The 22,996-nt window shown below is 68.9% G+C and carries 20 protein-coding genes and 1 riboswitch; of the genes, 12 read left to right on the top strand and 8 right to left on the bottom strand.

Going from position 1 to position 22,996, the window contains the following annotated elements:
* The 3 genes from DLJ59_RS05380 to DLJ59_RS05370 all read right to left on the bottom strand — a co-directional run.
* Window positions 1-678, bottom strand: a 678-nt coding sequence (locus tag DLJ59_RS05380; protein ID WP_148096931.1) for a condensation domain-containing protein, incomplete at its 3' end; no start/stop codon positions are given.
* Window positions 679-843: 165 nt separating this feature from the next.
* The gene (locus tag DLJ59_RS05375) at window positions 844-1,683 is read right to left on the bottom strand and encodes an aminoglycoside phosphotransferase family protein (RefSeq protein ID WP_244235835.1); all 840 of its coding nucleotides are present in this window, start codon (window positions 1,681-1,683) and stop codon (window positions 844-846) included.
* Window positions 1,684-1,688: 5 nt separating this feature from the next.
* Window positions 1,689-2,489, bottom strand: coding sequence for a LuxR C-terminal-related transcriptional regulator (locus DLJ59_RS05370; RefSeq protein ID WP_124771397.1), 801 nt, complete (start codon window positions 2,487-2,489; stop codon window positions 1,689-1,691).
* Between the two features lie 389 nt (window positions 2,490-2,878).
* Between DLJ59_RS05370 and DLJ59_RS05365 the strand changes: the two genes are divergently transcribed.
* Complete coding sequence (locus DLJ59_RS05365) at window positions 2,879-4,126, top strand: MFS transporter (protein ID WP_124771396.1); 1,248 nt, start codon at window positions 2,879-2,881, stop codon at window positions 4,124-4,126.
* Window positions 4,127-4,193: 67 nt separating this feature from the next.
* Here the strand turns inward: DLJ59_RS05365 and DLJ59_RS36240 are convergent, their stop codons facing one another.
* On the bottom strand, window positions 4,194-4,370 hold the full coding sequence (locus tag DLJ59_RS36240; protein WP_158630786.1) for a hypothetical protein: 177 nt from the start codon (window positions 4,368-4,370) through the stop codon (window positions 4,194-4,196).
* 24 nt (window positions 4,371-4,394) lie between these two features.
* The gene (locus DLJ59_RS05360; RefSeq protein ID WP_124771395.1) at window positions 4,395-5,300 is read right to left on the bottom strand and encodes an EamA family transporter; all 906 of its coding nucleotides are present in this window, start codon (window positions 5,298-5,300) and stop codon (window positions 4,395-4,397) included.
* 72 nt (window positions 5,301-5,372) lie between these two features.
* Here DLJ59_RS05360 and DLJ59_RS05355 point away from each other — a divergent pair, with 72 nt between their 5' ends.
* From DLJ59_RS05355 to DLJ59_RS05340, 4 genes are all read left to right on the top strand, one after another.
* A complete protein-coding gene (locus DLJ59_RS05355) occupies window positions 5,373-6,302 on the top strand; it encodes a LysR family transcriptional regulator (protein WP_124771394.1) in 930 nt (309 codons plus the stop codon).
* A 183-nt stretch (window positions 6,303-6,485) separates the two neighbouring features.
* The gene (locus tag DLJ59_RS05350; protein WP_208648562.1) at window positions 6,486-6,710 is read left to right on the top strand and encodes a hypothetical protein; all 225 of its coding nucleotides are present in this window, start codon (window positions 6,486-6,488) and stop codon (window positions 6,708-6,710) included.
* Between the two features lie 83 nt (window positions 6,711-6,793).
* Window positions 6,794-6,914: riboswitch (SAM riboswitch) on the top strand.
* Between the two features lie 27 nt (window positions 6,915-6,941).
* Window positions 6,942-7,544 (top strand): hypothetical protein, encoded by a 603-nt coding sequence (locus DLJ59_RS05345; protein ID WP_244235834.1) that lies wholly within the window; start codon window positions 6,942-6,944, stop codon window positions 7,542-7,544.
* Window positions 7,545-7,874: 330 nt separating this feature from the next.
* Window positions 7,875-8,384 carry a hypothetical protein gene (locus DLJ59_RS05340; RefSeq protein ID WP_244235833.1) on the top strand — a complete coding sequence of 170 codons (510 nt, stop codon included), beginning with the start codon at window positions 7,875-7,877 and terminating at the stop codon, window positions 8,382-8,384.
* 329 nt (window positions 8,385-8,713) lie between these two features.
* On the opposite strand, the gene DLJ59_RS05330 is transcribed toward DLJ59_RS05340, so the two are convergent.
* The gene (locus tag DLJ59_RS05330; protein ID WP_158630785.1) at window positions 8,714-9,451 is read right to left on the bottom strand and encodes a GntR family transcriptional regulator; all 738 of its coding nucleotides are present in this window, start codon (window positions 9,449-9,451) and stop codon (window positions 8,714-8,716) included.
* Window positions 9,452-9,605: 154 nt separating this feature from the next.
* Here DLJ59_RS05330 and DLJ59_RS05325 point away from each other — a divergent pair, with 154 nt between their 5' ends.
* Genes DLJ59_RS05325 through DLJ59_RS05305 form a run of 5 tightly spaced genes read left to right on the top strand, consistent with a single transcriptional unit; the run spans window position 9,606 to window position 16,283 of the window.
* Window positions 9,606-10,805, top strand: a complete 1,200-nt coding sequence (locus DLJ59_RS05325) for a CaiB/BaiF CoA transferase family protein (protein WP_088949051.1) — start codon at window positions 9,606-9,608, stop codon at window positions 10,803-10,805.
* A gap of 9 nt (window positions 10,806-10,814) precedes the next feature.
* The gene (locus tag DLJ59_RS05320; RefSeq protein ID WP_124771389.1) at window positions 10,815-12,890 is read left to right on the top strand and encodes a hydantoinase/oxoprolinase family protein; all 2,076 of its coding nucleotides are present in this window, start codon (window positions 10,815-10,817) and stop codon (window positions 12,888-12,890) included.
* A gap of 2 nt (window positions 12,891-12,892) precedes the next feature.
* Window positions 12,893-14,764 (top strand): hydantoinase B/oxoprolinase family protein, encoded by a 1,872-nt coding sequence (locus DLJ59_RS05315; protein WP_124771388.1) that lies wholly within the window; start codon window positions 12,893-12,895, stop codon window positions 14,762-14,764.
* Window positions 14,761-15,387 (top strand): isochorismatase family protein, encoded by a 627-nt coding sequence (locus DLJ59_RS05310; protein ID WP_124771387.1) that lies wholly within the window; start codon window positions 14,761-14,763, stop codon window positions 15,385-15,387. The genes DLJ59_RS05315 and DLJ59_RS05310 overlap by 4 nt, the downstream gene beginning before the upstream one ends.
* A complete protein-coding gene (locus DLJ59_RS05305) occupies window positions 15,384-16,283 on the top strand; it encodes a hydroxymethylglutaryl-CoA lyase (protein ID WP_124771386.1) in 900 nt (299 codons plus the stop codon). The genes DLJ59_RS05310 and DLJ59_RS05305 overlap by 4 nt, the downstream gene beginning before the upstream one ends.
* A 127-nt stretch (window positions 16,284-16,410) precedes the next feature.
* On the opposite strand, the gene DLJ59_RS05300 is transcribed toward DLJ59_RS05305, so the two are convergent.
* Together DLJ59_RS05300 and DLJ59_RS05295 are read right to left on the bottom strand one after the other, a co-directional pair.
* Complete coding sequence (locus DLJ59_RS05300) at window positions 16,411-19,350, bottom strand: M20/M25/M40 family metallo-hydrolase (protein WP_124771385.1); 2,940 nt, start codon at window positions 19,348-19,350, stop codon at window positions 16,411-16,413.
* 675 nt (window positions 19,351-20,025) lie between these two features.
* Window positions 20,026-20,601 (bottom strand): TetR/AcrR family transcriptional regulator, encoded by a 576-nt coding sequence (locus tag DLJ59_RS05295; RefSeq protein WP_124771384.1) that lies wholly within the window; start codon window positions 20,599-20,601, stop codon window positions 20,026-20,028.
* 120 nt (window positions 20,602-20,721) lie between these two features.
* On the opposite strand from DLJ59_RS05295, the gene DLJ59_RS05290 reads away from it, so the two are divergent.
* Together DLJ59_RS05290 and DLJ59_RS05285 are read left to right on the top strand one after the other, a co-directional pair.
* The gene (locus tag DLJ59_RS05290) at window positions 20,722-21,621 is read left to right on the top strand and encodes an alpha/beta hydrolase family protein (RefSeq protein ID WP_124771383.1); all 900 of its coding nucleotides are present in this window, start codon (window positions 20,722-20,724) and stop codon (window positions 21,619-21,621) included.
* A gap of 317 nt (window positions 21,622-21,938) precedes the next feature.
* The gene (locus DLJ59_RS05285) at window positions 21,939-22,784 is read left to right on the top strand and encodes an LLM class flavin-dependent oxidoreductase (protein ID WP_244235831.1); all 846 of its coding nucleotides are present in this window, start codon (window positions 21,939-21,941) and stop codon (window positions 22,782-22,784) included.
* The last annotated feature ends 212 nt before the right edge of the window (window positions 22,785-22,996 follow it).

Genomic DNA, 22,996 nt, shown 5'->3' with positions numbered 1-22,996 from the left:
GCGCAGCACCGCGCCGGTGGTGCCGAGCACGCTCGGGCGGGGGAAGTCGGTGGGCAGCGCCAGTTGTGGCACGTCGACCAGCGCCGCACGCCAGAACTCGAGGCCCGAGCTGTCCCGCCGCCACGTCTCGTGCTGCCGCTCGGCGTACGCCAGGTAGGACCCGGCGGGCTCGTCGTAGGCGGCCACCGACCCGTCGACAGTGGCGTCGTACTCGGCGGCCAGGTCGCGCAGGAGCAGACCCACCGACCATCCGTCGCAGGCGATGTGGTGCACGAGCACCGCGAGGCCGTGCTCGTCCGGGCCCCAGGAGCGCAGGAAGGCCCGTACCACCGGCCCGTCGGCGAGGTCGAAGGGCTGCCGGGCCTGCTCGGCGACGAGCGTCCGCAGGTGGGCCTCCTGGGTGGCACGATCGACCCACCCGTCGGCGGTGATGTCGACGTCCACAGCGGGCGTCGACGACACCCGCTGGGTGAGGACACCGTCGACCACCGCGAACGTGGTGCGCAGCGCGTCGTGCCGGGCGACCACCCGGGTCAGGGCCGTGCAGAGGGCCTCGGGTCGCAGCGCACCGCGCAGGTGCACCGCGAAGGCCACCACGTACGCCGGGTTTCCGGGCTGGAGCTGATCGAGAAAATAGAGGCGTTCCTGGGCGAAGGAAGCACGACCGGTACGAACCATGCACCGATCGTGCGGCCCGGCACGTCCCGCGCGGCAGAGCACGTTCTCCTGCCTCACCAGGAAAAGCTCCCGGTCGCGTCGGCGACACGTCGACGCGGGTCCCCGGGCATGGCGCGGCCCCGGCCCGACGCGGGTTGCCGTCGGACCGGGGCGGTGGTCGGCCGGTCAGTACTCGCCGCGCCCGAAGGCCGCCAGCTCGGCGGAGTGCACGGGATTGCTGACGTACGTGGCGCCGATCGGGGCCGTCACCCGGCACCAGGCGTCGAGCCGGCCCACGTCGATGCCGGCTGCGCTCGCCAGCTCGTCGCGGCGGCGCACCATCTCCGCTCGGTCCAGACCCTCCAGCACGTAGTCCACGGCGTCGAAGCAGGGGTCACCGGCGCACGCCATCGGGTCGATCGCCACCAGGCCCCTGCCTCCGCCGTGGAGCACGTTGCCGAGGTGCAGGTCCCCGTGCAGCAGCACGGTGTCGGTGGGCACCGCGAACAGGTCGTCGCGCAGCCGCTTGGACCCGCTCAGGTCGGCGCCCCGGCGCGTCGCCGAGTTGAACAGCACGTCGATCCAGTCCGCCAGTTGACGGGGCGCGGCAGCCGGGTCGCCCGCGCCATGCAGATCGGTGAGGAAGGCGGCGTACTCCCGCGGTGAGGGCGGCTGCGGCATCTTCTCCACGAGGGTGCCGGGGTGGATCGCTTCGAGCAGGACGGCGCCCTTGGCCGACTCCCGCACCGCCGGCACCCGTCCGCTGGAGGCGAACTGGCGCAGCATGTCTACCTCCTCCCGCACGGCGTAGCTGTCCGGGGACAGCTTGAGCACCGCGTCACCGAGCGGGCCCACGCACCGGAACACGACTGAGGAGTTGCCGGACTTGAGCGGGTCACCGAGAGTTAACTCCCACTGCTCGACGAGGTCGTCGAGCCGCTGGCGCAGCGTGCCCACCCAGCGGTGCGCGGCCCGGCCGAACCGTGGCTCCAGTCGGTTGGCGATCGCGTCCAGGTCCAGGTTCATCCCGCTCACCGCCGCACCGACCGCGCGCCGGCGTACGCGGCCGCGCCCGGCGCCACGACACCACGCCTGCCGGTGAGCAGAACGCTGCCACCAGGCACCAATGGTGAATGGGAGCCGGGCGGCCCGGGGCGCCCCAACCGCGCCCGGCGGGCGACCTCGATCGCCTCGTACCGGTCAGAAACGTTCAATTTGCTGAAGATGATGGAAATATGATTGCTGACCGTTTTCGGGGACAGATTCAGCTTCGCGGCGATCGCGACGTTGCGCATACCCGAGGCAATCAATTCCAGCACCTCCCGCTCGCGGGCTGTCAGCTCCGGGAAGAGCTGCTGATTGCGGGGCTCCAGGCTCAGTTGCCCGATGAGCTTGTCGGCCACCCGGGGGCCGAGGATGACCTCACCCGTCGCGAGGCCCCGGATCGTCCGGACGATGCCGTCGCCCGGGCAGCTCTTGAGCACGTAGCCCCGGGCGCCCGCCCACATTGCCGCGAGGATCGCGTGTTCGTCCTCGACCGCGGTGAAGACCAGTACCGCTGTCGAGGGCGACACCCGGTTGATCTCCTGGATCGTCACCCCCGCCTGGAACCCCGGCAGCTCGACGTCGAGAACGAGCACGTCGGGACGTGTGGCGGTGGCCAGCGCCAACGCCTCCCGCGCGGACGCCGCCTCACCTGTCACGGCGACCTCAGCCGACGGCGACAGCAGGGCGTGCAGGCCCCTGCGCACCACCGGCTGAGCGTCGGCCAGGACCACCGTCACCGCGTCCGGTTGTGTCTCCGCCGTGACTTCCTCCGGATACCGCCTCATGTTCCGAGTCAGTTCCGAGACCGAGCCAACGCTGACCATCTATCCACCTCACCCCGTCCGAACGGCCCGCGGTGTCTTAGTCGCGCGGGGAAACGCCGCGGTAGCGCCGACCCCGCGTCGTGATGAACATCTACTCACGGCCAACAGAACAACACAAGAAGTGATCCCGGGAACGGGCTCGGTCAGCCTTTTGACGCATCGAAAAACCGAACCAGACTTTCCGTCTTGGCCCTGACGAAGCCGTCCACAGCGGACCCCTCACGGGCGGTCGACGTGCCGCCGACCCCGGGAGTCCACGGGAGAATTTCCCGGCCGATCCGGGACGTCGTCCCGTACGCCCTACACCTGTCGCCCTGTCCGCCGGACACCACCGTCGTCAGGATTGACCCATGCCCTTGTCACGAGTGACGGACGTTGTCGCCGGCCTGGTACCGACCGACCCGCTCCGCAGGAAGCTGATCGCGATCCGACTGGCCGAGTCCATCGGCAAGGGAGTCTTCCTCAGCGGCAGCGTCGTCTACTTCACGCTGCGTGTCGGACTCGACGCCCGGCAGGTGGGCCTGGGCCTGTCTGCCGCCGGCCTGTCCGCCTTCCTCTCGTCGGTCCTGTTCGGTGTGATCGCCGACCGGGTGGGCGCCCGCCGCCTGCTCGTCATCCTGTTCGCCACGCTGGCGGTCGGATTCGGGTTCTACAGCCTTGTCGACAGCGCGACCGCCTTCTTCGCGCTGGTGGTCACCGTCGGCTTCCTCGAGTACGGCACCGGCCCGACCAACGGGGCCCTCATCGGCAACCTGGTGCCCGCCGAGGAGCGGGTGAAGCTCAAGGCCATGATGCGGTCGGTGTTCAACATTGGATTCAGCATCGGTATCGGCGTGGCGGCCGTCGCCGCCCTCAGCCAACGGCTGCTCGTGCTGATCCCCCTCACCACTGCCGCGTTGATGGCCGGCGCCGCGCTCCTCGTCACCCGCCTGCCTGACGTGCCGCCGCGTCCCGCACCGGTGGGCTTCAAACGTTTCGCCGCAGTCCGCGACCCACGCTTCCTCGCAGTGATCGGCGTCTCCACGATCCTCGCCTCGCACGTCAGCATCATCCTGGTGACGATGCCGCTCTGGGCGCTCAACCGCACCGACCTGCCGCACTTCCTGATTCCTCTGCTGCTGATCATCAACACCGCGTTCGTCATCCTGTTCCAGGTACGGGCCAGCCGGGGCGCGGACACCGTGCACGGCGCCGGCCGGCTCGCCCGGCGCTCCGGCTACTGGCTGGCCGGCGGCTGCGCGGTCCTGGCGGTGACCGCGCTCGACGACAACGTGGTCCTGGCGTCCGTGGCGATCGTCGCCGCCGTGCTGATCCTCTCCGTGGCCGAGGTGATGCAGGCCGCCTCCGGTTGGGGGCTCGCGTTCGGCCTCGCCCCCGAGCACGCTCAGGGCGAGTACCTGGGGGCGTTCGACCTGCACGTGATCACGCAGAACATCATCGGCCCGGCGGCGCTCTCCGGCCTGGTCATCGCCTTCGGCTTCTGGGGATGGCTGGGCATCGCCGTCGCCGGGCTCGTCGCATCGGCGCTGATCATTCCGGCCGCCAACCGCAGCGCTGTCACGCTGGTCCGCGAGACGGCCTCGGCCTCCACGACCTGAGAGGGTGGTTCGGGAGCCTTTGTCTGATGCGGGCTTGGCGGTTCGTTCGGAGGCCCTGCTGATGGGGTTACGCCGAGGTCATCGGCGGGGCCAGGGTGAACAGTTCGGCTTCGGGTTCGGTGCGGATCTGGCGGGCTACGAGGCGTTTGAGCTTGGCGCGGAGATTCTCGGTGTCCTTGACGGTGGCGCCGGCGCCGATTCGGTGAGCAGGGCCAGCAGCGTCGGCTGGGTCACCGTTGGTCACGCCAGGACGTGGTGGCGGTGCCGGTCAACCGACACACTTGAGGCCCTCGCTCTCGGCCGTGGCGTTCTTGCCGTCCGCAGTGGAGCGCCGGACCACCAGCGCCAGCCCTGCGAGGATGATGGCGGCCGCGGCAAGCTCCGTCGCGCCGACGGGCTCGTCGAGCAGTAGCCACGCCGCGCTGAGCCCGAAGACCGGCACCAGGAGACTGAACGGCGCCACCCGCGCGACCGAATACTGGGCGATCAGCCGGTTCCAGATCCCGAAGCCGACGAGGGTCGACACGTACGCGATGTACACCACGGCGAGGAGCCCGCGCCACGACAAGCCGGTGATCGCATCCAGCACCGTCTGTCCGCCGTCGACCACGCCGGCGAGGCCGAGCAGCGGCAACGGCGGCACAAGGCTCGACCAGACCAGCAGCGAGAGCGGCCGCGTCTCGCCGCTGGCCCGCATGACCAGGTTCGCCGTGGCCCAGCTGGCCGCCGCGAACAGCGTCAGCACGAAGCCGATCACCGTAGCGTGGCCGCCGCTATCGATCGCCAACACCCCGATCCCGACCGATCCGACCAGTACGCCGGCCACCTGCGCCCGCGCCGGCCGCTCGCCCAGCACTGCCGCCGCCAGCAGCACCGACATCAGCGCCTGCGCCTGCAGCACCAGCGAGGCCAGACCGGCCGACATGCCGGCTGCGAGCGCCGTGAACAGCGCGCCGAACTTCAGTACGCCGAGCACGAGCCCGTAGGCGATCACGTAGCGGAGCCGGGCGCTGGGGCGCGGCACCAGGAAGACCAGCGGCACCGCCGCCGCGACGAAGCGCAGCGCGGTCAGCACGAGCGGCGGCAGGTCGCGCAGGCCCAGCTCGATGGCGACGAAGTTGACGCCCCAGATGGCGGCGACGAGCACGGCGAGAAGTCGGTGCGATGCTTTCACGCCAGCCAGATTGCCCGAGAAAATACTTAAGGACCAGTTCAACGTTCTTCATCGATGCTGTAGCATGGCTACATGGATCTTGACGCACGCCGCCTGCGCGTGCTGCACGAGGTCGCGCTGCGCGGCAGCGTCACCGCCGCTGCCGCGGCGCTGCACGTGACCCCCTCGGCGGTCTCACAGCAGCTCGTCCAGCTGTCCCGCGAAGCCGGGCACGAGCTGGTCGAGCGGGCCGGGCGCGGAATCGTCCTCACCCCGGCCGGCCAGGTGCTGGCCAACCACGCGAAGGACGTACTGGACGCGGTGGAGCAGGCGGTGGCCGGGCTCGCCGCGCTCAGCCACGGGGTCAGCGGCACGGTACGGGTCGGCGCGTTCGCGTCCGCAGCCGGCGCGCTGGTAGCACCCGCCGCCGCCCGCGCGCGGGCGAAGCACCCAGAGCTGGACGTGCGGGTGATCGAGGCCGAAGACCAACAGAGCCGCCTCGACCTGCGCTCCGGCACCCTCGACGTAGTGGTGCTTCAGGAGTACGACCACGTGCCCGTGCCACTCGTCGACGACCTGGACCGACATCCGGTCACCACCGACCCGATGCACCTGATCACCCCGGTCGAATGGCGCCGTCGCACCGGCCGGCTGAGCGAGCTGCGTGATCTGCCATGGATCGCCAGCGCCGAACACACGCCCTGCCTGCGGTCCACATTGCACGCTTGCCGGCTCGCCGGCTTCGAGCCGGACATCCGGCACCGTGCCGTCGACTTCGCGCTCACGCTGGACCTCGTCGCGGCCGGGCTGGGCGCCGCACTCGTGCCGGAGCTGGCGCTACGCCACGTGCCACCCGGGGTGCACGTAGAACCACTGGTCGAGCCGACCACCGAGCGACGCATCTTCGCGGTCACCCGTGCCCTCGGCGGCACGCCGCAACGGCCCGCGGTCGACGCCCTCCTGGCGGAGCTGAGCAGCCCGCCCGACCTCCCCCACGGACAGCTTCCCCCGATCCTCGCCTGACGTACGTTCTTCGAGCCCCGGTCGGCGACCATGCGGCCACGATCGGTCCCCTGCGGCGGACCAACCGGACCACGAAGGGGACGGTCAGCCATTAGAACGCCTGGCGAAGCAGCGAGGACCCGCGCATTGTCGAGTGCACGGTAATCGACAGCTGCGGTTGGTCTCTCGTGCCAGCTCCGGCAGGTGTTGACGCACGTACGCGCCGCCTCCGGCGACGTCTCCCCCACGGCTCTCGACCTGCGCCGCAACATCGGCATACTGCTGGTCCCCGAAGACAAGCCCGCCGAGGACGTGAACAAGCTGCAACCGCTGCACGACGACGTTTGCGTCGTCGACGGCCCAGAACATGAGCTGACCCGGGAAGTCGCCGACCTGTTTGCCCGGCTTCGACTCGCCGCCGATGGATAGATCCGCCACCGCCGTCTGCTCAGGTCTCCCCCGCGTGTTGGCCGGGGTTGCTCCCGGCCTCGATGATCTCTATGCTTCCTGGGCGTCAAGAGTGGTCAGCGTCAAGCCTCCCGGCTTGCTGACCCGGCAACCGCGCCACCCGCGCACGGTGCCTCCGGGAGAAGACCGGGCCGACCGCAAGCTGCGGTACGGCAAGAGCGGGTGCCTCGGGCACCGGAGAGCGAGTTCACCGTGCCATTCGAAGAGCTGGACCTGACTCCTTTCGCGGTCTGCCTGACCTGTGGGCATCTGCGCGACGGTGCCCCGCGCGAGCAGCGGTGCCGCTGCCAGCCCCATACGCCGGAGTGGGAGCAGCAGTGGCAGGGCCAGGACATCGCCGGTGACCTCGACCTGTGTGTGTTGTGCGTGCGGGACACGGTGACCACCCGAACCCGGTGGTCGTGGCTGGCGTGCGAGACCTGCCGACACGTCTCGCAGGTCGTCGGAGAACGGTACGGCCACCGCGCCGCACTGCCGCTGGGCGGGCACTCGATCATGAACGGCGACGTGGTCCAACCGCAGACGGCCACGACCACCGTGGTCGCTGCCTCGCTGGTGGCTTCCGCGCGGCGTGGTAACGAGCTGCGCGAGTGGCAGCGGGTGGAGTTCGACCGGCTCGCCGAGCCACTACGCCCAAACAGCCCAGGTGTGCCGCTGGTCGAGTGGCAGCGACGGTGGCCGCCGTCGCTCGGAGCAAGCGTCGACGCTTTCGACCGCTACGGCGTCATGCCCGTCCCCAACGACCTCAGCCGCCTCCGGCAGGCGCAGAACGAATTCCTCGCCACCGCTCGTTGATGGGTCACCTGCCGGTGCAGCAGACCCGTCATCACCCGTGCGCTCAGACTCCTCGAGCGCGCAGTGGCTGGGAATGCCGACTTGCGGTCCGACCTTGTGTGCCGACCTTCGGTCCGACTTGACACTGAACTGCGCGCCCGTTCGGGCGCGAGAGTTTCCTAACGCTCGACGTGGTGCCACGCCGTTTCTCATCGAGCGCGTTGTAGATCGTCAACCTGCCCAGGAAGTCACATCTCGGATGCCATCGCTCGGCTGTGATGTCACACTGCGGCAGTGGAGCGCTTTCGGTGTGCCGGCTGCGGGAACACGCTGAGCGTCCCGGTCCGGTTGGTGGAGCTGCCGGCGGAGCCGCACTGGTCGCTCCTGGACTGCCACCACGTGAACCCGCCCCTCCTGGACCCCGGCGCCTACGCGATCGACGAGGCCCCCTACGGCCGTGATCAGGTCACCGGCACCTTCGCCCTCTCACCCGGCGACGTACGCGGGACACGCTTCGTCCACGACCGTGTCCACACAGGCTGCTGGTCGGTGGTCGGATGGATCCCCTGCGTCGCGTGTCAAGGCTGCGGCGCCGTGGTCGCCTCACGGGCGGATGACTGCAGGGTGGCCCAGGAGCTGCGCTTCTATCCGGCGATGGTTGACCGGGAGCGGTGTGACGATGAGCCCGACGGCGCCACCTTTCCTTTCGCGCTGATCGCCGAGTGGGACCGCCCTGCGCCCGACACCAGACGACAACGGTGGGTGCCCGAGCCGACCCGCCCTCGTCTCGAGCTCGTCGCCACCCGCTGGGGCGGCCCAGGCGTGAAGGAAGCCCTCTTCCGAGACGATCCGCCGGCCTGACCCAGCCGCGGTGGAAGCGTCGGCTGCCATACGGTCACCAGGTGCCTATGGTGGTGCGTCACAACGAATGCGCAGCTTCCGACAGCACGGCCGCCGAACCCAAGAGCAGACCCGCAACCACCTTGGCCAAAGCGACAGCGACGTTGACGACCCCAGCCACGATCACCGTGGGGGCAAACCGACAGGCAGCCTGAAGGGGCTGGTCAGGGCATCGCCCGTGGGATCCGTGTCTCAGATGCCGGACGAGCAGAATCCGCGTCTGTCGCGGCCCTGGGCCACGTCGCGTGCGTCGAGGGCCATTCGCGCGGTCGCTGACCCCGACCACATGATCAGAGTGGCGGTTGACCTGCGGTGGTGCTGACCTGGTCCGACAGTTCCGGGCCGGGTGCCCGGTCGCCGCCGTCTCGCAGCCGGATGGAATGCCATGCCGCGCGTACGTGGCTGCGCATGACCGACTCCGCCCAGTCGGGGTCGGGCGCGGCCAGCGCCGCCACCAGTTCGTGATGGTGAGCCAGGCTACGGCGCAGCGCGTCCGGGCTGTAGCGGGAGAAGGTACGCCAGACGAGCGGCATCTGGATCACCGATGAGACGACGCCGGCCAGTCGGCTGTTGTCGGACGCCTCAAGGATCATCCGGTGGAACCGGTTGTTCAGCTCGGTGAGCTCGTCCACATCGGTCGGTCGTCCGTCCGGTGCCACCTCGTCCATCCGGTGGGCCAGCGCGTCGAGCGCGTCCACGTCGATGATGCCCGTGGTCGCCGCGAGTCGGCAGCCCCAGGGCTCGAGCACGGCCCGCAGGCTGAAGATCTCGTCGAGGTCGTGGATGCTCCACGCCTGGACCTGCACGCCACGGTTGCGTTCGTGGCGGACCAGTCCCTCCGCCGTCAGCCGTCTGAGCGCCTCCCGGACGGGGGTCCGACTCACCCCGATCGACTCGGCCAACTCGCCCTCGCGGAGCCACGCGCCGGCCGACCGTTGCCCGGACAGGATTTGTTCCCGGATCAGCCGATAGGCGTCGTCGGCGGCGTGGCCGTTGTCGGCCTCCCGCAGTGGCGTGTGGTCGCTCATGATGCTCGGACCGTAGCAACACGGCAGGTTGTATGCAATCACCTTCCTGGGCATTGACACCCGAGGAACGCAGGCCTACTTTCCCAGCACAACTTGCTGTAACGGCAGTCACATACCTGTGAATTGCATGCAAAGAGACACTGATGAGGGGCTCATGAGCACTCCACTGCCGCTTGACGACATCCGGGTGATCGAGCTCGGACAGCTGCTGGCGGGGCCGTTCTGCGGTCAACTCCTGGGTGACTTCGGCGCCGAGGTGATCAAGGTCGAGGACCCGGGTCAGGGCGACCCCATGCGGCAGTGGGGACGCGAGAAGCCCTACGGCAAGTCGCTCTGGTGGCCGGTGGTGGCGCGGAACAAGAAGTCCGTGACCGCGAACCTGCGGACCGAGCAGGGTCAGGATCTGGTACGCCAGCTCATCGCGCGGGCGGACGTGTTGATCGAGAACTTCCGGCCCGGCACGTTGGAGCGCTGGGGGTTGGCCCCGGAGCGGCTGTGGGAGATCAACCCCGGTCTGATCGTCACCCGCGTGACCGGTTTCGGGCAGACGGGCCCGTACTCGTCGCGTGCCGGATACGGATCGATCGGCGAGGCCATGGGCGGAATCCGGTACGTGACCGGCGACCCCGACCGCCCTCCGGCCCGGGCCGGCGTCTCTCTGGGCGATTCGCTGGCGGCGACGTTCGCCTGCCTGGGCACCCTGGTGGCGCTGCACCAGCGCGGACGTACCGGTCGAGGCCAGGTGGTGGACTCGGCCATCTACGAGGCCGTACTGGCGATGATGGAATCGCTCATCCCCGAGTACCAGATCGCCGGCTACCAGCGGGAACGGACCGGAACGACCCTTCCGAACGTGTCCCCGAGCAACGTCTACCCGACGGCCGACGGCGAGATGGTGCTGATCGCGGCGAACCAGGACACGGTCTTCCGCCGGCTCGCCGAGGCGATGGGGCGGGTGGAGCTGGCCACCGACGAGAAGTACGCCACCCACGGCGCCCGAGGCCGGTGGATGGAGCAGCTGGACGGCCTGGTCGCCGAATGGAGCTCGACGCTCGCGGCCGACGATCTGCTCGAACGGCTGCACGCCCAGGGCGTTCCGGCAGGCCGCATCTTCAGGGCCCGGGACATGCTCGAGGACCCGCACTTCGCCTCGCGGGAGGCGATAGTCCGGCTGACCCACCCCGGTCTCGGGGAGTTCGCCATGCACAACGTCGTACCCAAGCTCTCTGACAGCCCGGGCCGGGTCCGGCACGTCGGCCCCGAGCTCGGTGAACACAACGAGGACATCTATCGCGACCTGCTGGGGCTCGGCGACGACGCGATGGCGTCGCTGCGTTCCGCCGGCGTCATCTGAGGAGGAACCATGACCTACCGACTCGGCGTGGACGTGGGGGGAACGTTCACCGACATCCTGCTGATCGACGAGGCGACCGGAGAGACCTACCGGGCCAAGACCTCCTCCACCCCCGAGGATCAGTCCATCGGGGTGCTGCGCGGCATCGAGCGGGCCTGCGAGGCCGCCGGCGTGCCCATGTCGGAGATCACTGAGGTGTTCCACGGCACCACGGTCGCCACGAACGCGATCCTCGAGGGCAAGGGCGCCCGGGTTGGGCTGGTCACCACCGACGGCTTCCGGCAGGTGCTCCAGATCGCCCGTTCCTTCGTGCCAGGTGGCCTTGCCGGCTGGATCATCTGGCCCAAGCCGGAGCCGCTGGCGGCGCTGGAGGACACCGTGGAGGTCGTCGGCAGGATCGGCGCCGACGGCGCGGTGGTGACCGAACTCGACGAGGCTGACGTCCGTGCGAAGCTGCGCAAGCTCCGCGCGCAGGGCATCGAGGCGTTGAGCGTCAGCCTGATCAACTCCTACGCCAACCCGCAGCACGAGCGCCGGGTGGCCGAGTTGTCCGCGGAGGAGCTTCCGGGCGTACCGGTGTCGGTGTCATCCTCGGTGTTGCCGGAGCTTCGGGAGTACGAGCGAACCATCACCACCGTCGCGAACGCGGCCGTTCAGCCGCAGGTGGCGCGCTACGTGGCGAACCTCGAGGCGCAGCTGCGCGAGTCCGGGGTGGACGGCCGGCTGTGCATCCTGCGCAGCGACGGTGGCCTGGTCTCCGCGGCCGTCGCCGCGGACAACCCGGTGAACCTGCTGCTGTCCGGCCCTGCCGGCGGGGTGACCGGCGCGGCCTGGGTGGCAGAGCAGGCCGGCTACCCGGACTTCCTGACCTTCGACATGGGCGGCACCTCCACCGACGTCGCCCTGGTGCAGGGGCTCACGCCGCGGGTGGGTCGGGAGACCACGGTCGGGGACCTCAAGGTCCGCGCCACCTCCGTCGACGTACGAACCGTGGGTGCCGGCGGCGGATCCATCGCCCACGTACCGCCGCTGACCCAGGCGCTGCGGGTGGGACCGCAGTCGGCCGGTGCCGCACCCGGTCCCGCCGCGTACGCGGCGGGCGGTGAGCAACCGACGGTGACCGACGCGAACGTGGTGCTCGGCTACCTGCCCACCGATCTGGCCGGTGGCGAGATCACCCTGGACCGTGCGGCGGCACGAGCCGCGGTGAAGTCGATCGCCGACGCCACCGGGTTGGAGTCGGTCGAGGCCGCCGCCGCGGGCATCATCGACATCGTCAACGAGAACATGTTCGGGGCGTTGCGGCTGGTGTCGGTGCAGCAGGGCTTCGATCCGCGCGACTACGCGCTGGTGGCCTTCGGTGGCGCCGGCCCGTTGCACGCCAACGCCCTCGGCAGACTGACCGGGGCCTGGCCGGTGATCATTCCGCCGTCACCGGGAGTGCTGTGCGCCTACGGCGACGCGACGACCAATCTGCGCGACGAGTCCGTGCGGACGTTGGTGCGTCGCTTCACCGAAATGACCGACGAGAGCCTTCGCGCGGTACTCACCGAACTCGCGGGCAAGGCGTGCGCCACGCTCAGCGAACAGGGTGTTCCCGAGGATGAGCAACACGTCGTCTACTCCGCCGACCTGCGCTACCACGGACAGGGTTTCGAGATCCCGGTGGCAGTCGACATCGACGCCTTCGACGGGGCCGGCGGTGGGCTCGCGGCCCTGCGGTCGGCGTTCGACGCCGATCACCAACGACTGTTCTCCTTCGTTCTCGACGCCGAACACGAGCTGGTGACCGTCCGGGCCACCGCCCACGGCCCCCGGCCCCAGGTCGCCGCGCCCACGCTGGAGCATGGTGACGCGGACCCGGGCCCCGCACTGCGGGCGCAGCACCGCATCTGGGTCGAGGGCGCCGAAGTCGAAGCCGGAATCTACGACCGTGCCCTGCTGCGAGCGGGCAACGTCGTGCCCGGTCCGGCGATCATCACCGAGATGGACTCCACCACCCTCGTGCTGCCCGGGCACACGGCTGCGGTGCACCCGAGCGGCAGCCTCCTCATCCGCCCCGCCGACACCCACCGGGAGAACTGACCATGGCACGCCTCATCGAGACCGCTACCGGACCGCTTCGCTCCGTGGATGTCGACCTGGTCACCATCGACCTGATCGAGAACGGGCTGCGCAATGCCCGCTATGAGATGGACGAGGTGCTCTTCCGGACCGCGCTGTCGCCGGGGATCCGTGAACAGCACGACGAGTTTCCGCTGATCGCCAACCCTGACGGAAAAATGATGGTGGGACAGTTCGGGCTGTCGATCCCCGACTTCCTGGACAACTTCGACGGCGACATCGAGGAGGGCGACGTCCTGCTGACGTCGGACCCCTACTCCTGCGGTGCGGCGATCAGCCACGCGAACGACTGGCTCGTGGTGCTGCCCATCTTCTTCGAGGGCCGCATCGTGGGCTGGGCGGCGATGTTCGGGCACATGTCCGATGTCGGCGGCAAGACACCGGCGTCGATGCCGACCGATGCCCGCACCATCTTCGAGGAGGGCGTGGTGATACCGCCCTTCAAGCTGTACCGCAAGGGCGTGCTCGCCGAGGACGCCCTGCGGATCATCCTCAACCAGGTGCGCAAGCCCGACTGGAACCGCGCCGACCTCAACGGCATCGTCGCGGCGTGCCGGACCGCTTCCCGTCGGGTCCAGGAGATGTGCGCCCGGTTCGGGGTGGACACCTACAACTCCGCGCTCGACCAGCTCCTGGACCGCAACTACCGGGCGATGAAGGTCCTGCTCGGAGCCGTCTTCAAGGAGGGCGAAACCCTCTCGTTCACCGACTACATCTGCGACGACGGCCTCGGCTACGGCCCCTACGAGCTCAAGCTCATCCTGACCCGTACCGGTGACAAGGTGCTGCTGGACTTCACCGGCAGCAGCCCGCAGGCGCAGGGTCCGATCAACTACTACATCAACGAGAACCTCGTCCGGATGTTCTTCGGCATCTACATGATCACCGTTGCCGACCCGCAGATCCTCTGGAACGACGGCTTCTACCCGCTGGTCGACGTCACGATCCCCGACGATTCGTTCTGGAAGCCCCAGTACCCTGCCGCCCTCAACGCGCGTAACCACGGCATCGGTCGCGTCTTCGACCTGTTCGGCGGCCTGCTCGGTCAGACGAACCCCGGCCTGCTCAACGCCGCCGGCTTCTCGTCATCACCGCACTTCATGTATTCGGGCACCTACGGGCCGGGTGAGCGCAAGGGCGAGTGGTTCCAGCTGTACTCGATCGGATTCGGCGGGATTCCCGGCCGGCCGGTGGGCGACGGCCCGGACGGCCACTCGCTGTGGCCGTCGTTCGTCAACATCCCGTGCGAGTACCTGGAGTCCTACTACCCGCTGCGGATCGAACGCTGGGAGACCATCGCGGACACCGGCGGCGCCGGGCTCCATCGCGGCGGAAACGGCGTCGACGTGGCCTACCGGTTCCTGGAGGCCGGCACGATCGCGATCCACGACGACCGCTGGCTAACCTATCCGTGGGGGGTCAACGGTGGCGAGCCCGGTGCGCGCGGACGCAAGTGGCTCGAACGCGCCGACGGCGGCACCGAGATCCTCGGCAGCAAGGTGCACGACGTGCCCGTAGCTCCCGGGGACGTGCTGCACTTCGTCACCTGGGGTGGCGGCGGGTGGGGCGACCCGCTCGCCCGCGACCCGGAACTCGTCGGCCTCGAGGTCCGCCGAGGCCTGGTCAGCCCCCCGGGGGCGCGCCGCTTCGGCGTGATCTGCGACGAGGCCGGCACCGTCGACGTCGCGGCCACCGAGGAGGTACGGGCCGAGCTGCGCCACGGACGTCCGGACCCACTGCCCACGTTCGACATGGGACCACCGCTGGAAACCATCCTGGACCGGTGCCTGGAAGAGACCGGCCTTCCTGCTCCTCGGCCGCCTGTCGCCCGATGAGCCCCGTACCGGACAGCAGCGACGACGGATTCGGGGGCGCGCTCCTGCCCGGCGCCCGCCCCGCGGTGCTCGTCATCGACCTGATGCGGGCCTACTTCGACCCGGCCAGCCCACTGTGCCTGCCGTCCGCGGACTGCCTGTCCTCGGCTGGCCGGGTCATCGCCGCAGCCCGCGACCACCGGATCCCCGTGCTGCACACCCGCGTCGCGTACGGGCCCGGCGGTGTCGACGGAGGCCTGTTCGTCCGGAAGGTCACCGCCCTTCAGCAGCTCTTCTCCGGCGGTGGCGCGATGGGTGAGCTGATGCCGCAGGTCGCCCCCGCCGAGGATGAACTGGTGCTGGTCAAGCAGTACGCCAGCGCCTTCTTCGGCACCTCGCTGGCCTCCACCCTGCGGGCGGAGCGCATCGACACCGTCGTGCTGGTCGGCGTGAGCACGAGCGGTTGTGTCCGTGCCACGGCGGTGGACGCGATCCAGCACGGTCTCGTCCCACTGGTGGTCCGCGACGCGGTGGCCGACCGCGCACCCGGCCCGCACGAGGCAAGCCTGTTCGACCTGCAGGCGAAGTACGCCGAGGTGATCAGCGAGGCCAGGGCCCTCGCGTACCTGTCGGAGGAGCGATGACAGTCATGGTCGACATCGTCGAAGTCTCGCCCCGCGACGGCCTGCAGAACGAGGCGACGCTCCTCACCACCGCCGACAAGGTGGAGCTCATCGAGCGGGCGGTCCGCGCGGGAGCCCGGCGAGTGGAGGTGTCCAGCTTCGTCAACCCCTCCCGCGTACCCCAGATGGCCGACGCGGACGAGCTGATGGCCGCGCTCCCCCGCCACGACGGCGTCCGGTACGCGGGCCTGGTGATGAACCGCAGAGGCCTGGACCGAGCGCTGACCGCCGGCGTCGACGAGATCAACGTCGTCGTCGTGGCCACGGACACCTTCTGCGGCCGCAATCAGGGCATGACCACCGCCCAGGCCTGTGACACGGCCGCAGTGCTGGTGCAGGCGGCTCGCGAGGCAGGGGTGTTCACGACGGTTACCGTGGGTGCCTCGTTCGGATGCCCGTTCGAAGGCGAGGTCCCGCCGAACCGGCTGCGGGAGGTGCTCACCCGGGTGCGGGACGCGGGTCCGGACGAACTTGCCCTCGCCGACACCATCGGAGTGGCCGTACCCTCCGACGTCACCGAACGGCTGACGCTCGCCCGGGAGATCACGCAGTCCCGCACACCGCTGCGGCTGCACCTGCACGACACCCGGCACACCGGCGTGGCCAACGCGGTCGCGGCAGTCCAGGCGGGCGTCACCACCCTCGACGCCAGCATCGGCGGAACAGGCGGTTGCCCGTTCGCACCGGCGGCGACCGGAAACGTCGCCACCGAGGATCTCGTCTACCTCTTCGACCGGATGGGGCTGCCCACCGGCCTGGACCTGGAGGAACTCACCTCGACCGTCTCCTGGCTGGAACGGAGACTCGGCAAGCAACTCCCCGGCGCTCTGCTCCGGGCGGGCGGTTTTCCCGCCTGAGCCCGACCCGGACGCTGGACCAGCTGTTGCACGCCCGGCAGTGCGCCCCACCAGGTGGTGGGACGCACTGCCGGCGGCGGTCCGCTCGCGGCTGCGCGAAGCGTGCTGAACTTCCGCGTCACAGGCCTCAGACGATGGAGATCGACCGAACCTGGGTGTTGCCCTTCGTGTCGACGTACACCTTGTAATCGCCGACAGTGTAGGTGCCCGCAGCGTTGTTGTTGATGGTGTACGTGGCCGTCACAGACGACTCGCTGCCGTCGATACGCGTCTGCTTCACCGTGATGGTCAACTCGTTCGTGTTGCCCTTCAACTTCTTCACCACCGCCGACGGCTTCGCATCGACGGCCGCGTTGGCGACCGTCACGTAGACCGCGTCGGGTGACGAGAACTCCGCGTTCTTCTGCCCATCACCGAACACGAAGAAGCCCCGTTGTTCGGTGGCCCCGCGCCCGGGGAAGGGATCCGGGTTCGAGGCCAGGTACGTCGGATTGACCGTGTACAGGTCCGTCTTGGAATCCGCGAGGATGGGCTTCACCCCGGTGTACGGCGCATCGGTGATCGCGAGGTTGACCGACAGGTAGATGGCGTCGGGGTTGTTGGCCGAGATGCGCGAGGAGAAGTACTTGTCCGCACTCTGCCCCGCAGGAACGGCCAGCGGCACAACCGCGCCGCCGACGAGAATGTTGAACTGGAAGCTGCCGTAGCCTCCGGCGACGAACTTCGCCCACGCCGCGTCCGACATGTGGTCGGGGCGCTGCACCTTGAACTCCAGACGCATCGGCGCCACGTACGAGTTGTTCAGGTACTCGGTGTCGGTCAGGGGCAGGTAGACCCCTCCCGGTTCGTGGCCCAGTGCGAAAGCCGCCGCTGTGGGGGCCGAGTTGCCGCGCGCGTTCCACATCGGGATGTTGAACGAGGTGGCGCCGAGCAGGGCCTGATTGCCCAACTGGCCCGCGCCGACAGCCGGCGACGCGTCCTTGTAGGTTCCGACCGTGACGTCGAGCAGGTCGAGGTCCGCGCGGTCGGAGTTCAGCCCCGGCATATCCGCCCACATGAACTTGGCGCCGGCGGGCCCGGAGTACCGGGCCATCTCCAACATGCCATCGGCCATGATCTTGGTCATCTGCACTGCCGAGTCGACCTTCATCCGCTCGTTGGCCGTGTGCCACCAGCGCTCGTTACCCGGGATGACGGCACCGAAGGCAGTCATCTTGTTGCGGAAGCTGCTGGCCAGGGTGCCACCGGTCGTGCCTTGCGGATACACCACGTCCTTGAGTGAATATGGATCCGCGAACTCCTGCGGGTTGCGGTCGATCGAGGCTTGGTAGCTCTTGAACTGGAGAGCGGTCAGCGGGTTGTCGTGCGTGACGTACAAACCGGCGCCGATGGGCGAGCCCAGGTCGCCGATGGTGAACCCCTTCGCCTGGAAGGCGGCCGTGACCGCCGCCGTCGCCTGGCCGGAGTCAGCCGCGGTGACGTGCATGCTGCGCACATACATCGGCATGCTGAGGCTGCCGGAGGCGTCCGTGTAGAAGCTCGTCGGGGTCTCTGAATTGATGTTTCCCATGAGGGCGAAGGTCAGGTTCGGCGTGCCGTTGCTCGTGTTGCGCAACAGGCTCGCCGGGATGTCCATGTACTTCCCGATATAGGCCTCACCTTCGACACCGTCGCGGAAGAACAGGTCGGCGATGCCGTCGGCGGCCTTCTTCAACTGCAGGTCGGCGGCCGGGCCTCCCAATGCGCCCAGCCCCTGGGAAAGGAGGAACATTCCCCACACGACGGCATTCTTGCCGTACTGCGGGGTCGGCATCTCCATCGCCACATCGGTGTTGACCTCCAGCGTCAGCGAGTCGCCGCTGATCGTGGTCTGCACCTTGGGCGTGGTGCGGGGAGCAGCCGGGAGCCAACCCTTCGTGGTCGCGGCAGCGACGATCGCCGACACGAATCGGTCGCGCTCGGCGGAGCCGGCCCCCGCCACGTCGAGGGTGAAGATGGACCGCGAGGCAATCTGCGTGGTGCTGCCGTAGGCGATGTCCTTGAGCGTCGGGTCGCCTTCGCGCAGGGTGACGCCGGCCGTGGCACCCGTCAACCGGAAGGCCCTGGCGCCGTCTGCGGACAAGCTCATCGACACCGACGGGGTCACCGCCCCGGAGTTGCCAACGATGACCGGGAACCGTGAGTCGGAGGTGTAACCCGCGACCGGCATCTCCTCCCGATTGAGATTCTTGTACGCCCAGTTGTCGTAGAAGCTCGGGTTCGAGTTGTACGGGATGGACTGGAAGTTGGCGGTGTTCGTCGTCGAGGGCGTGCCGGGACCGCCGTCTTCGTAGATTCCCATGACGATGCGAATGCGTCGGTCAAGGGGCAGCCCCGCCTCGAGCAGCGCCTTGGCCGCGAGCAACGTCGCCAGCGTCGGGCCGCTGTCGTCCTGAATGCCCGCCCCGTAGACCCAGCCGTCCTGGACATAGGGCGAGTGGTACGCCCCAGGAGTGCCGAGGTTGCCATCGGCGTCCCGCCAGCGCGCCAGCTGCGCCGGCGAAACGGACGCCGTCGGCGAGTCGAGGTGACTCAACGCCATGACCATTTCCGGCGCGTTCGGGTCACCGATCTCTGCGTAGACGTACTTGTCGGCCTGGCGTTGGACGACCACCGGGAAACCCAGGTCGGTGGCCAGCTTGACCACCCAGGCGAGCTTGGCGACCTTGCGGTCGTACTCGTTCTGGTTGGCTTGGGTGTTGCTGACCGGGAAGGGGTACGCCGTCGCGGCCGTGCCGCCTCGGGAAATGGAGTCGTAGCTCGACCCGTCCAGCATCGCCCCGACCAGACTGAGCGGGTTGTAGGTGCCGTCCCCCGCCCGCGCGCTGCTGACACGTCCAGCCAACGCCTCGACTTCCGCGTGGATCGCGTCGCGCTCGGCGTCGGTCACCGACAGGTCGTAGGTGACACCCGGCCGGAAGCGCTCCTCGCCGGAGCTGATCGCGGACGCATTGGCCGGGGGCGCAACGGTCGCCACGAGGGTCGCGGCGAGCAGGACGGACAAGGTCAGCTTCGGTCTATCTCTCATGGAATCTCCAGCACAGGGGGATGATCAGTAGCGACAGCACACACCAGCCGTGCCGCCAGTGGCCGTCGAGGCGGGATATCTTGAGGATCATCTGAGAATCGGCCGGTGCCGTCAGCACAGCCGCAGCCGGGACGACGCCCAGGCGGAGCTACCCCCACGCTTACCGGACAACCGATACCCGTAACGACCTGTTCGGCGGCGATATGGGTGCTCAGGTCAGGAACGCTGCAACGGCTGCTCACCACTGTGCCCGGGTCGACAGGCATGGGTGGTGTCGGTTGGTAGTGGGAGACTCTCCCGCCGTGGACGTTGACGAGTTTGGGCGGTCGTGGAGTCGGCCGGGGCGGGTCTCGACGGGCGGACCGGCGACGACGGTGAGCCTGATGCCGCGGCACTGGTGACGGTTGGTCGCGCCCGCAATGGCTCCCGCAGCCACATCGGTCGATCGGGGAGCACGTCCACGATCGTCGCGTCTTGTCAGCGGCAGATCCGGATGGCGGACGGGCGATGTTCGGCTCTGTTAGTGGCTCACCGCGAGTCCCACCACCGGGCATCGGCTCTGACCGGACCGCTCAGCGCCGGTGCCGGTGCCCGGGCAACATCATTCGCGGAGCATCATGACACCGCCTTGCCGCGTCTCTGCGGGCGACCGCGCGCCGCGTACTTCCTTGAGCGCTAGTGGAGCCGCAAGCCTGCGATGACGAGTCCGACCATGAGGCGCGCGTCGTAGCTAGGGCTGTCGGCGCCGATGCAGAGATTGCCGATGCCGTGCATCAGGACGAGGGCGTCCATGTCGGGGATGATCTCGCCCGCCGTGGCTGCGGCGTCGAGCAGCTGGGCGCAGACGGGGACGAGCCGGTCGAGGAAGTAGGCGTGCAGCGTCTGGAAGGCGGCATCGTCGGACCGCATCGCCTCAGCCAGGCCGTGCTTGGTGACCAGGAAGTCGACGAAGAGGTCGATCCAGCTCGCCAGGGCGGCGTGCGGTGTGGCGCTCCGCGCCAGGAGCACGGGGCCGGCTTCGGCGCATGCCTCGACCTGGTGTCGGTACACCGCGACGATCAGATCGGCCCGGGTCGGGAAGTGGCGGTAGATCGTCCCGACGCCGACGCCGGCCCTGGTGGCGATGTCGCGCACCGGCGCATTGACTCCGGAGGCGACGAATGCCGCGGCGGCCGCCTCCAGTAGCGCCGTCTCGTTGCGCCGCGAATCAGCCCGCTGCTTGCGCGGGGCGCCCGACTCGGTGCCGGTCACGTTACCTCCGTCACATCCCTGGTAAAACGGAACCGTGTTCCGTATGTTTTAACGGAACCGAGTTCCGCATTGATAGCATGCCAGAACGGCAGGCCAATGCCAAGTCACGAAGGAACGACCATGCACCCAATGCCAGAGCCCACACCCGTCGTCTCGGTACACCCCATCACGCTGCCGGCCCCCGATCGCGGCGACGATCTGCACGTACGGGTCTCCGCACCCACGACCGGCCACGAACTGCCCGTCATCGTCTTCTCGCACGGCTTCAGCCAGTCGGCGACCAACAACCGCCCTCTGGCCGACTTCTGGGCCTCCCACGGCTTCGTCGTCATCCAGCCCACCCACCTCGACTCGCGGACACTGAACCTCCCGCCCGACGACCCCCGCACACCGCTGATCTGGCGAATCCGGGTCGACGACCTGAAGCGCACCCTCGACCAGCTCGACCTGCTGGAGTCGTCCGTCCCCGGCCTTGCTGGACGCCTCGACCGCACCCGCATCGCCGTGGCCGGGCACTCCTGGGGCGCCCAGACGGCGAGCACCCTGCTGGGGGCGCGAGTCCTCGACGCCGACGGCCGCCCAGGAGAGGACATGTCCGACCCACGGATCAAGGCGGGCGTCCTGCTGGCCGTGCCCGGCCGGGGCGGAGCCGACCTTTCCCCGTTCGCGGCCGAGCACTTCCCATTCATGAGCCCGAGCTTCGTGGACATGACCACCCCGGCCCTCGTCGTCGCGGGCGACCAGGACGACTCCCCACTGTCAGTCCGCGGGCCGGACTGGTTCACCGATGCGTATCACCTGAGCCCGGGCAGCAAGAGCCTGCTCACCCTGTTCGGAGCAGAGCACTCGCTCGGCGGCATCTCCGACTACGAAGCCAAAGCGACGACGGACGAGAGCCCCGAGCGGGTTGCCCTGATCCAGCGGCTCACGTGGGCCTACCTTCGCGACGCCCTCGGCCTCAAGGACTCCACCTGGCCGGCACCGGTCGAGAGCACCCTGGGCCGCCTCGAATCCAAGTAAAGACAAGCGGACACCACGCGTACCCGAATGGGTGAACTCACATTCTATCAATAGTTACGATCAGGATGGGATTGTTCACCTTCCGTGTTCCGGGCGCGGCGACAAGGCAGCGGATGTCTTGTCGCCGCACCCGGAAAGGGCACACGGGAAGACGCTCCGCCCGCAGGCAGCTCAGGAGAGGGCCCACTTGGTGAGGCCGGCCGTCGATACCGTCCGGACGGCACTCGCATGGCTACGACGCCGGGAAGAAGATCACGGACGGAAACGAAAGGACTGACGGCCCTATGCCGCAAACACCCCGGCCCAGCTTCGGGATCATGACCGCACCCTCACAGGTCGACTACCACGACGTCCTGCGGGTCTGGCGCGAGGCAGACACAATCCCGGAGATCGAGCACGCGTGGCTGTTCGATCACCTCATGCCGATCGGCGGCGACCCGAACGGGCCGACCTACGAAGGCTGGACCCTGCTCTCGGCCCTCGCCGCACAAACCCGACGACTGCGCCTCGGCCTGCTCGTGACCAGCAACCGCATCCGCCCGCCCGCGATGCTGGCCAAGATCGCCGCGACCGTCGACATCGTCTCCGGCGGACGGCTCGACTTCGGTATCGGTGCGGGTTCACGACCCAGCCACCCCCTGGCCCGGCGCGAGTACGAGGCACACGGCCTGCCCTTCCATGACACGGCATACGCCGTGGGAAGCCTCGCCGAGGCGTGCACCGTCATCCGGCGTTTGTGGACCGAGGCCGACCCGTTCGACTTCCACGGGACCTACCACCGTCTCACCGGAGCGTTCTGCAACCCGAAACCCATCCAGAGCCCCCACCCTCCGATCCTCGTCGGCGGACGCTCGGCCCCCGTACTGCGCGTGGCCGCCGAGCACGCCGACCTGTGGAACACCCCCGGCGGCGACATCGACGACGCCGTCAGCCGCAGCGCACTGCTAGACCGCTACTGCACCGAGATCGGTCGCGACCCCGCCTCGATCACCCGATCCATCGTCCTGCAGGTCTCCTACGAACAGCCCAGCATCACCCAGGACGCGATCGGCAAAGCGATCGACGCCGGCTTCCAGCACCTCGTCCTCGGACTGCCAGCGCCCTACCCCGCCAACGTCGCACAGTGGGTCACCGACGAGCTCATCACCACGCCGGCCCAGTAACCCAGCCGCAGAGGGAACCTTCGCATCGCGTTTCCGCGGCCGTTGCCGAGCGCGGGAGAGTTCGAGAGATCGGCACATGCTCAATTCGGCTACTTGTTTCATTGACCTGCGACCGCGGCCCGGCCAGGCTTCGGTCGAGGCGCCCGGGCTGTCGCTCTCATTTCGGCTGCCCACGCTGGTCGTGTGGCTCTCATTTGGCCTGCGCGGCCCGG

The organism is Micromonospora inaquosa (assembly GCF_003857055.1).
GTDB lineage: Bacteria > Actinomycetota > Actinomycetes > Mycobacteriales > Micromonosporaceae > Micromonospora > Micromonospora inaquosa.
This window is presented reverse-complemented; position numbering and strand designations above follow the sequence as displayed.

Excerpts from the sequence above, each read along its gene's own strand:
- DLJ59_RS05300 (WP_124771385.1), bottom strand. The coding sequence starts at position 19,350 with ATGAGAGATAGACCGAAGCTGACCTTGTCCGTCCTGCTCGCCGCGACC.
- DLJ59_RS05355 (WP_124771394.1), top strand. The coding sequence starts at position 5,373 with ATGGATCTTGACGCACGCCGCCTGCGCGTGCTGCACGAGGTCGCGCTG.
- DLJ59_RS05305 (WP_124771386.1), top strand. The coding sequence starts at position 15,384 with ATGACAGTCATGGTCGACATCGTCGAAGTCTCGCCCCGCGACGGCCTG.
- DLJ59_RS05325 (WP_088949051.1), top strand. The coding sequence starts at position 9,606 with ATGAGCACTCCACTGCCGCTTGACGACATCCGGGTGATCGAGCTCGGA.
- DLJ59_RS05285 (WP_244235831.1), top strand. The coding sequence starts at position 21,939 with ATGACCGCACCCTCACAGGTCGACTACCACGACGTCCTGCGGGTCTGG.
- DLJ59_RS05315 (WP_124771388.1), top strand. The coding sequence starts at position 12,893 with ATGGCACGCCTCATCGAGACCGCTACCGGACCGCTTCGCTCCGTGGAT.
- DLJ59_RS05310 (WP_124771387.1), top strand. The coding sequence starts at position 14,761 with ATGAGCCCCGTACCGGACAGCAGCGACGACGGATTCGGGGGCGCGCTC.
- DLJ59_RS05375 (WP_244235835.1), bottom strand. The coding sequence starts at position 1,683 with ATGAACCTGGACCTGGACGCGATCGCCAACCGACTGGAGCCACGGTTC.
- DLJ59_RS05330 (WP_158630785.1), bottom strand. The coding sequence starts at position 9,451 with ATGAGCGACCACACGCCACTGCGGGAGGCCGACAACGGCCACGCCGCC.
- DLJ59_RS05320 (WP_124771389.1), top strand. The coding sequence starts at position 10,815 with ATGACCTACCGACTCGGCGTGGACGTGGGGGGAACGTTCACCGACATC.
- DLJ59_RS05365 (WP_124771396.1), top strand. The coding sequence starts at position 2,879 with ATGCCCTTGTCACGAGTGACGGACGTTGTCGCCGGCCTGGTACCGACC.
- DLJ59_RS05370 (WP_124771397.1), bottom strand. The coding sequence starts at position 2,489 with ATGAGGCGGTATCCGGAGGAAGTCACGGCGGAGACACAACCGGACGCG.
- DLJ59_RS05290 (WP_124771383.1), top strand. The coding sequence starts at position 20,722 with ATGCACCCAATGCCAGAGCCCACACCCGTCGTCTCGGTACACCCCATC.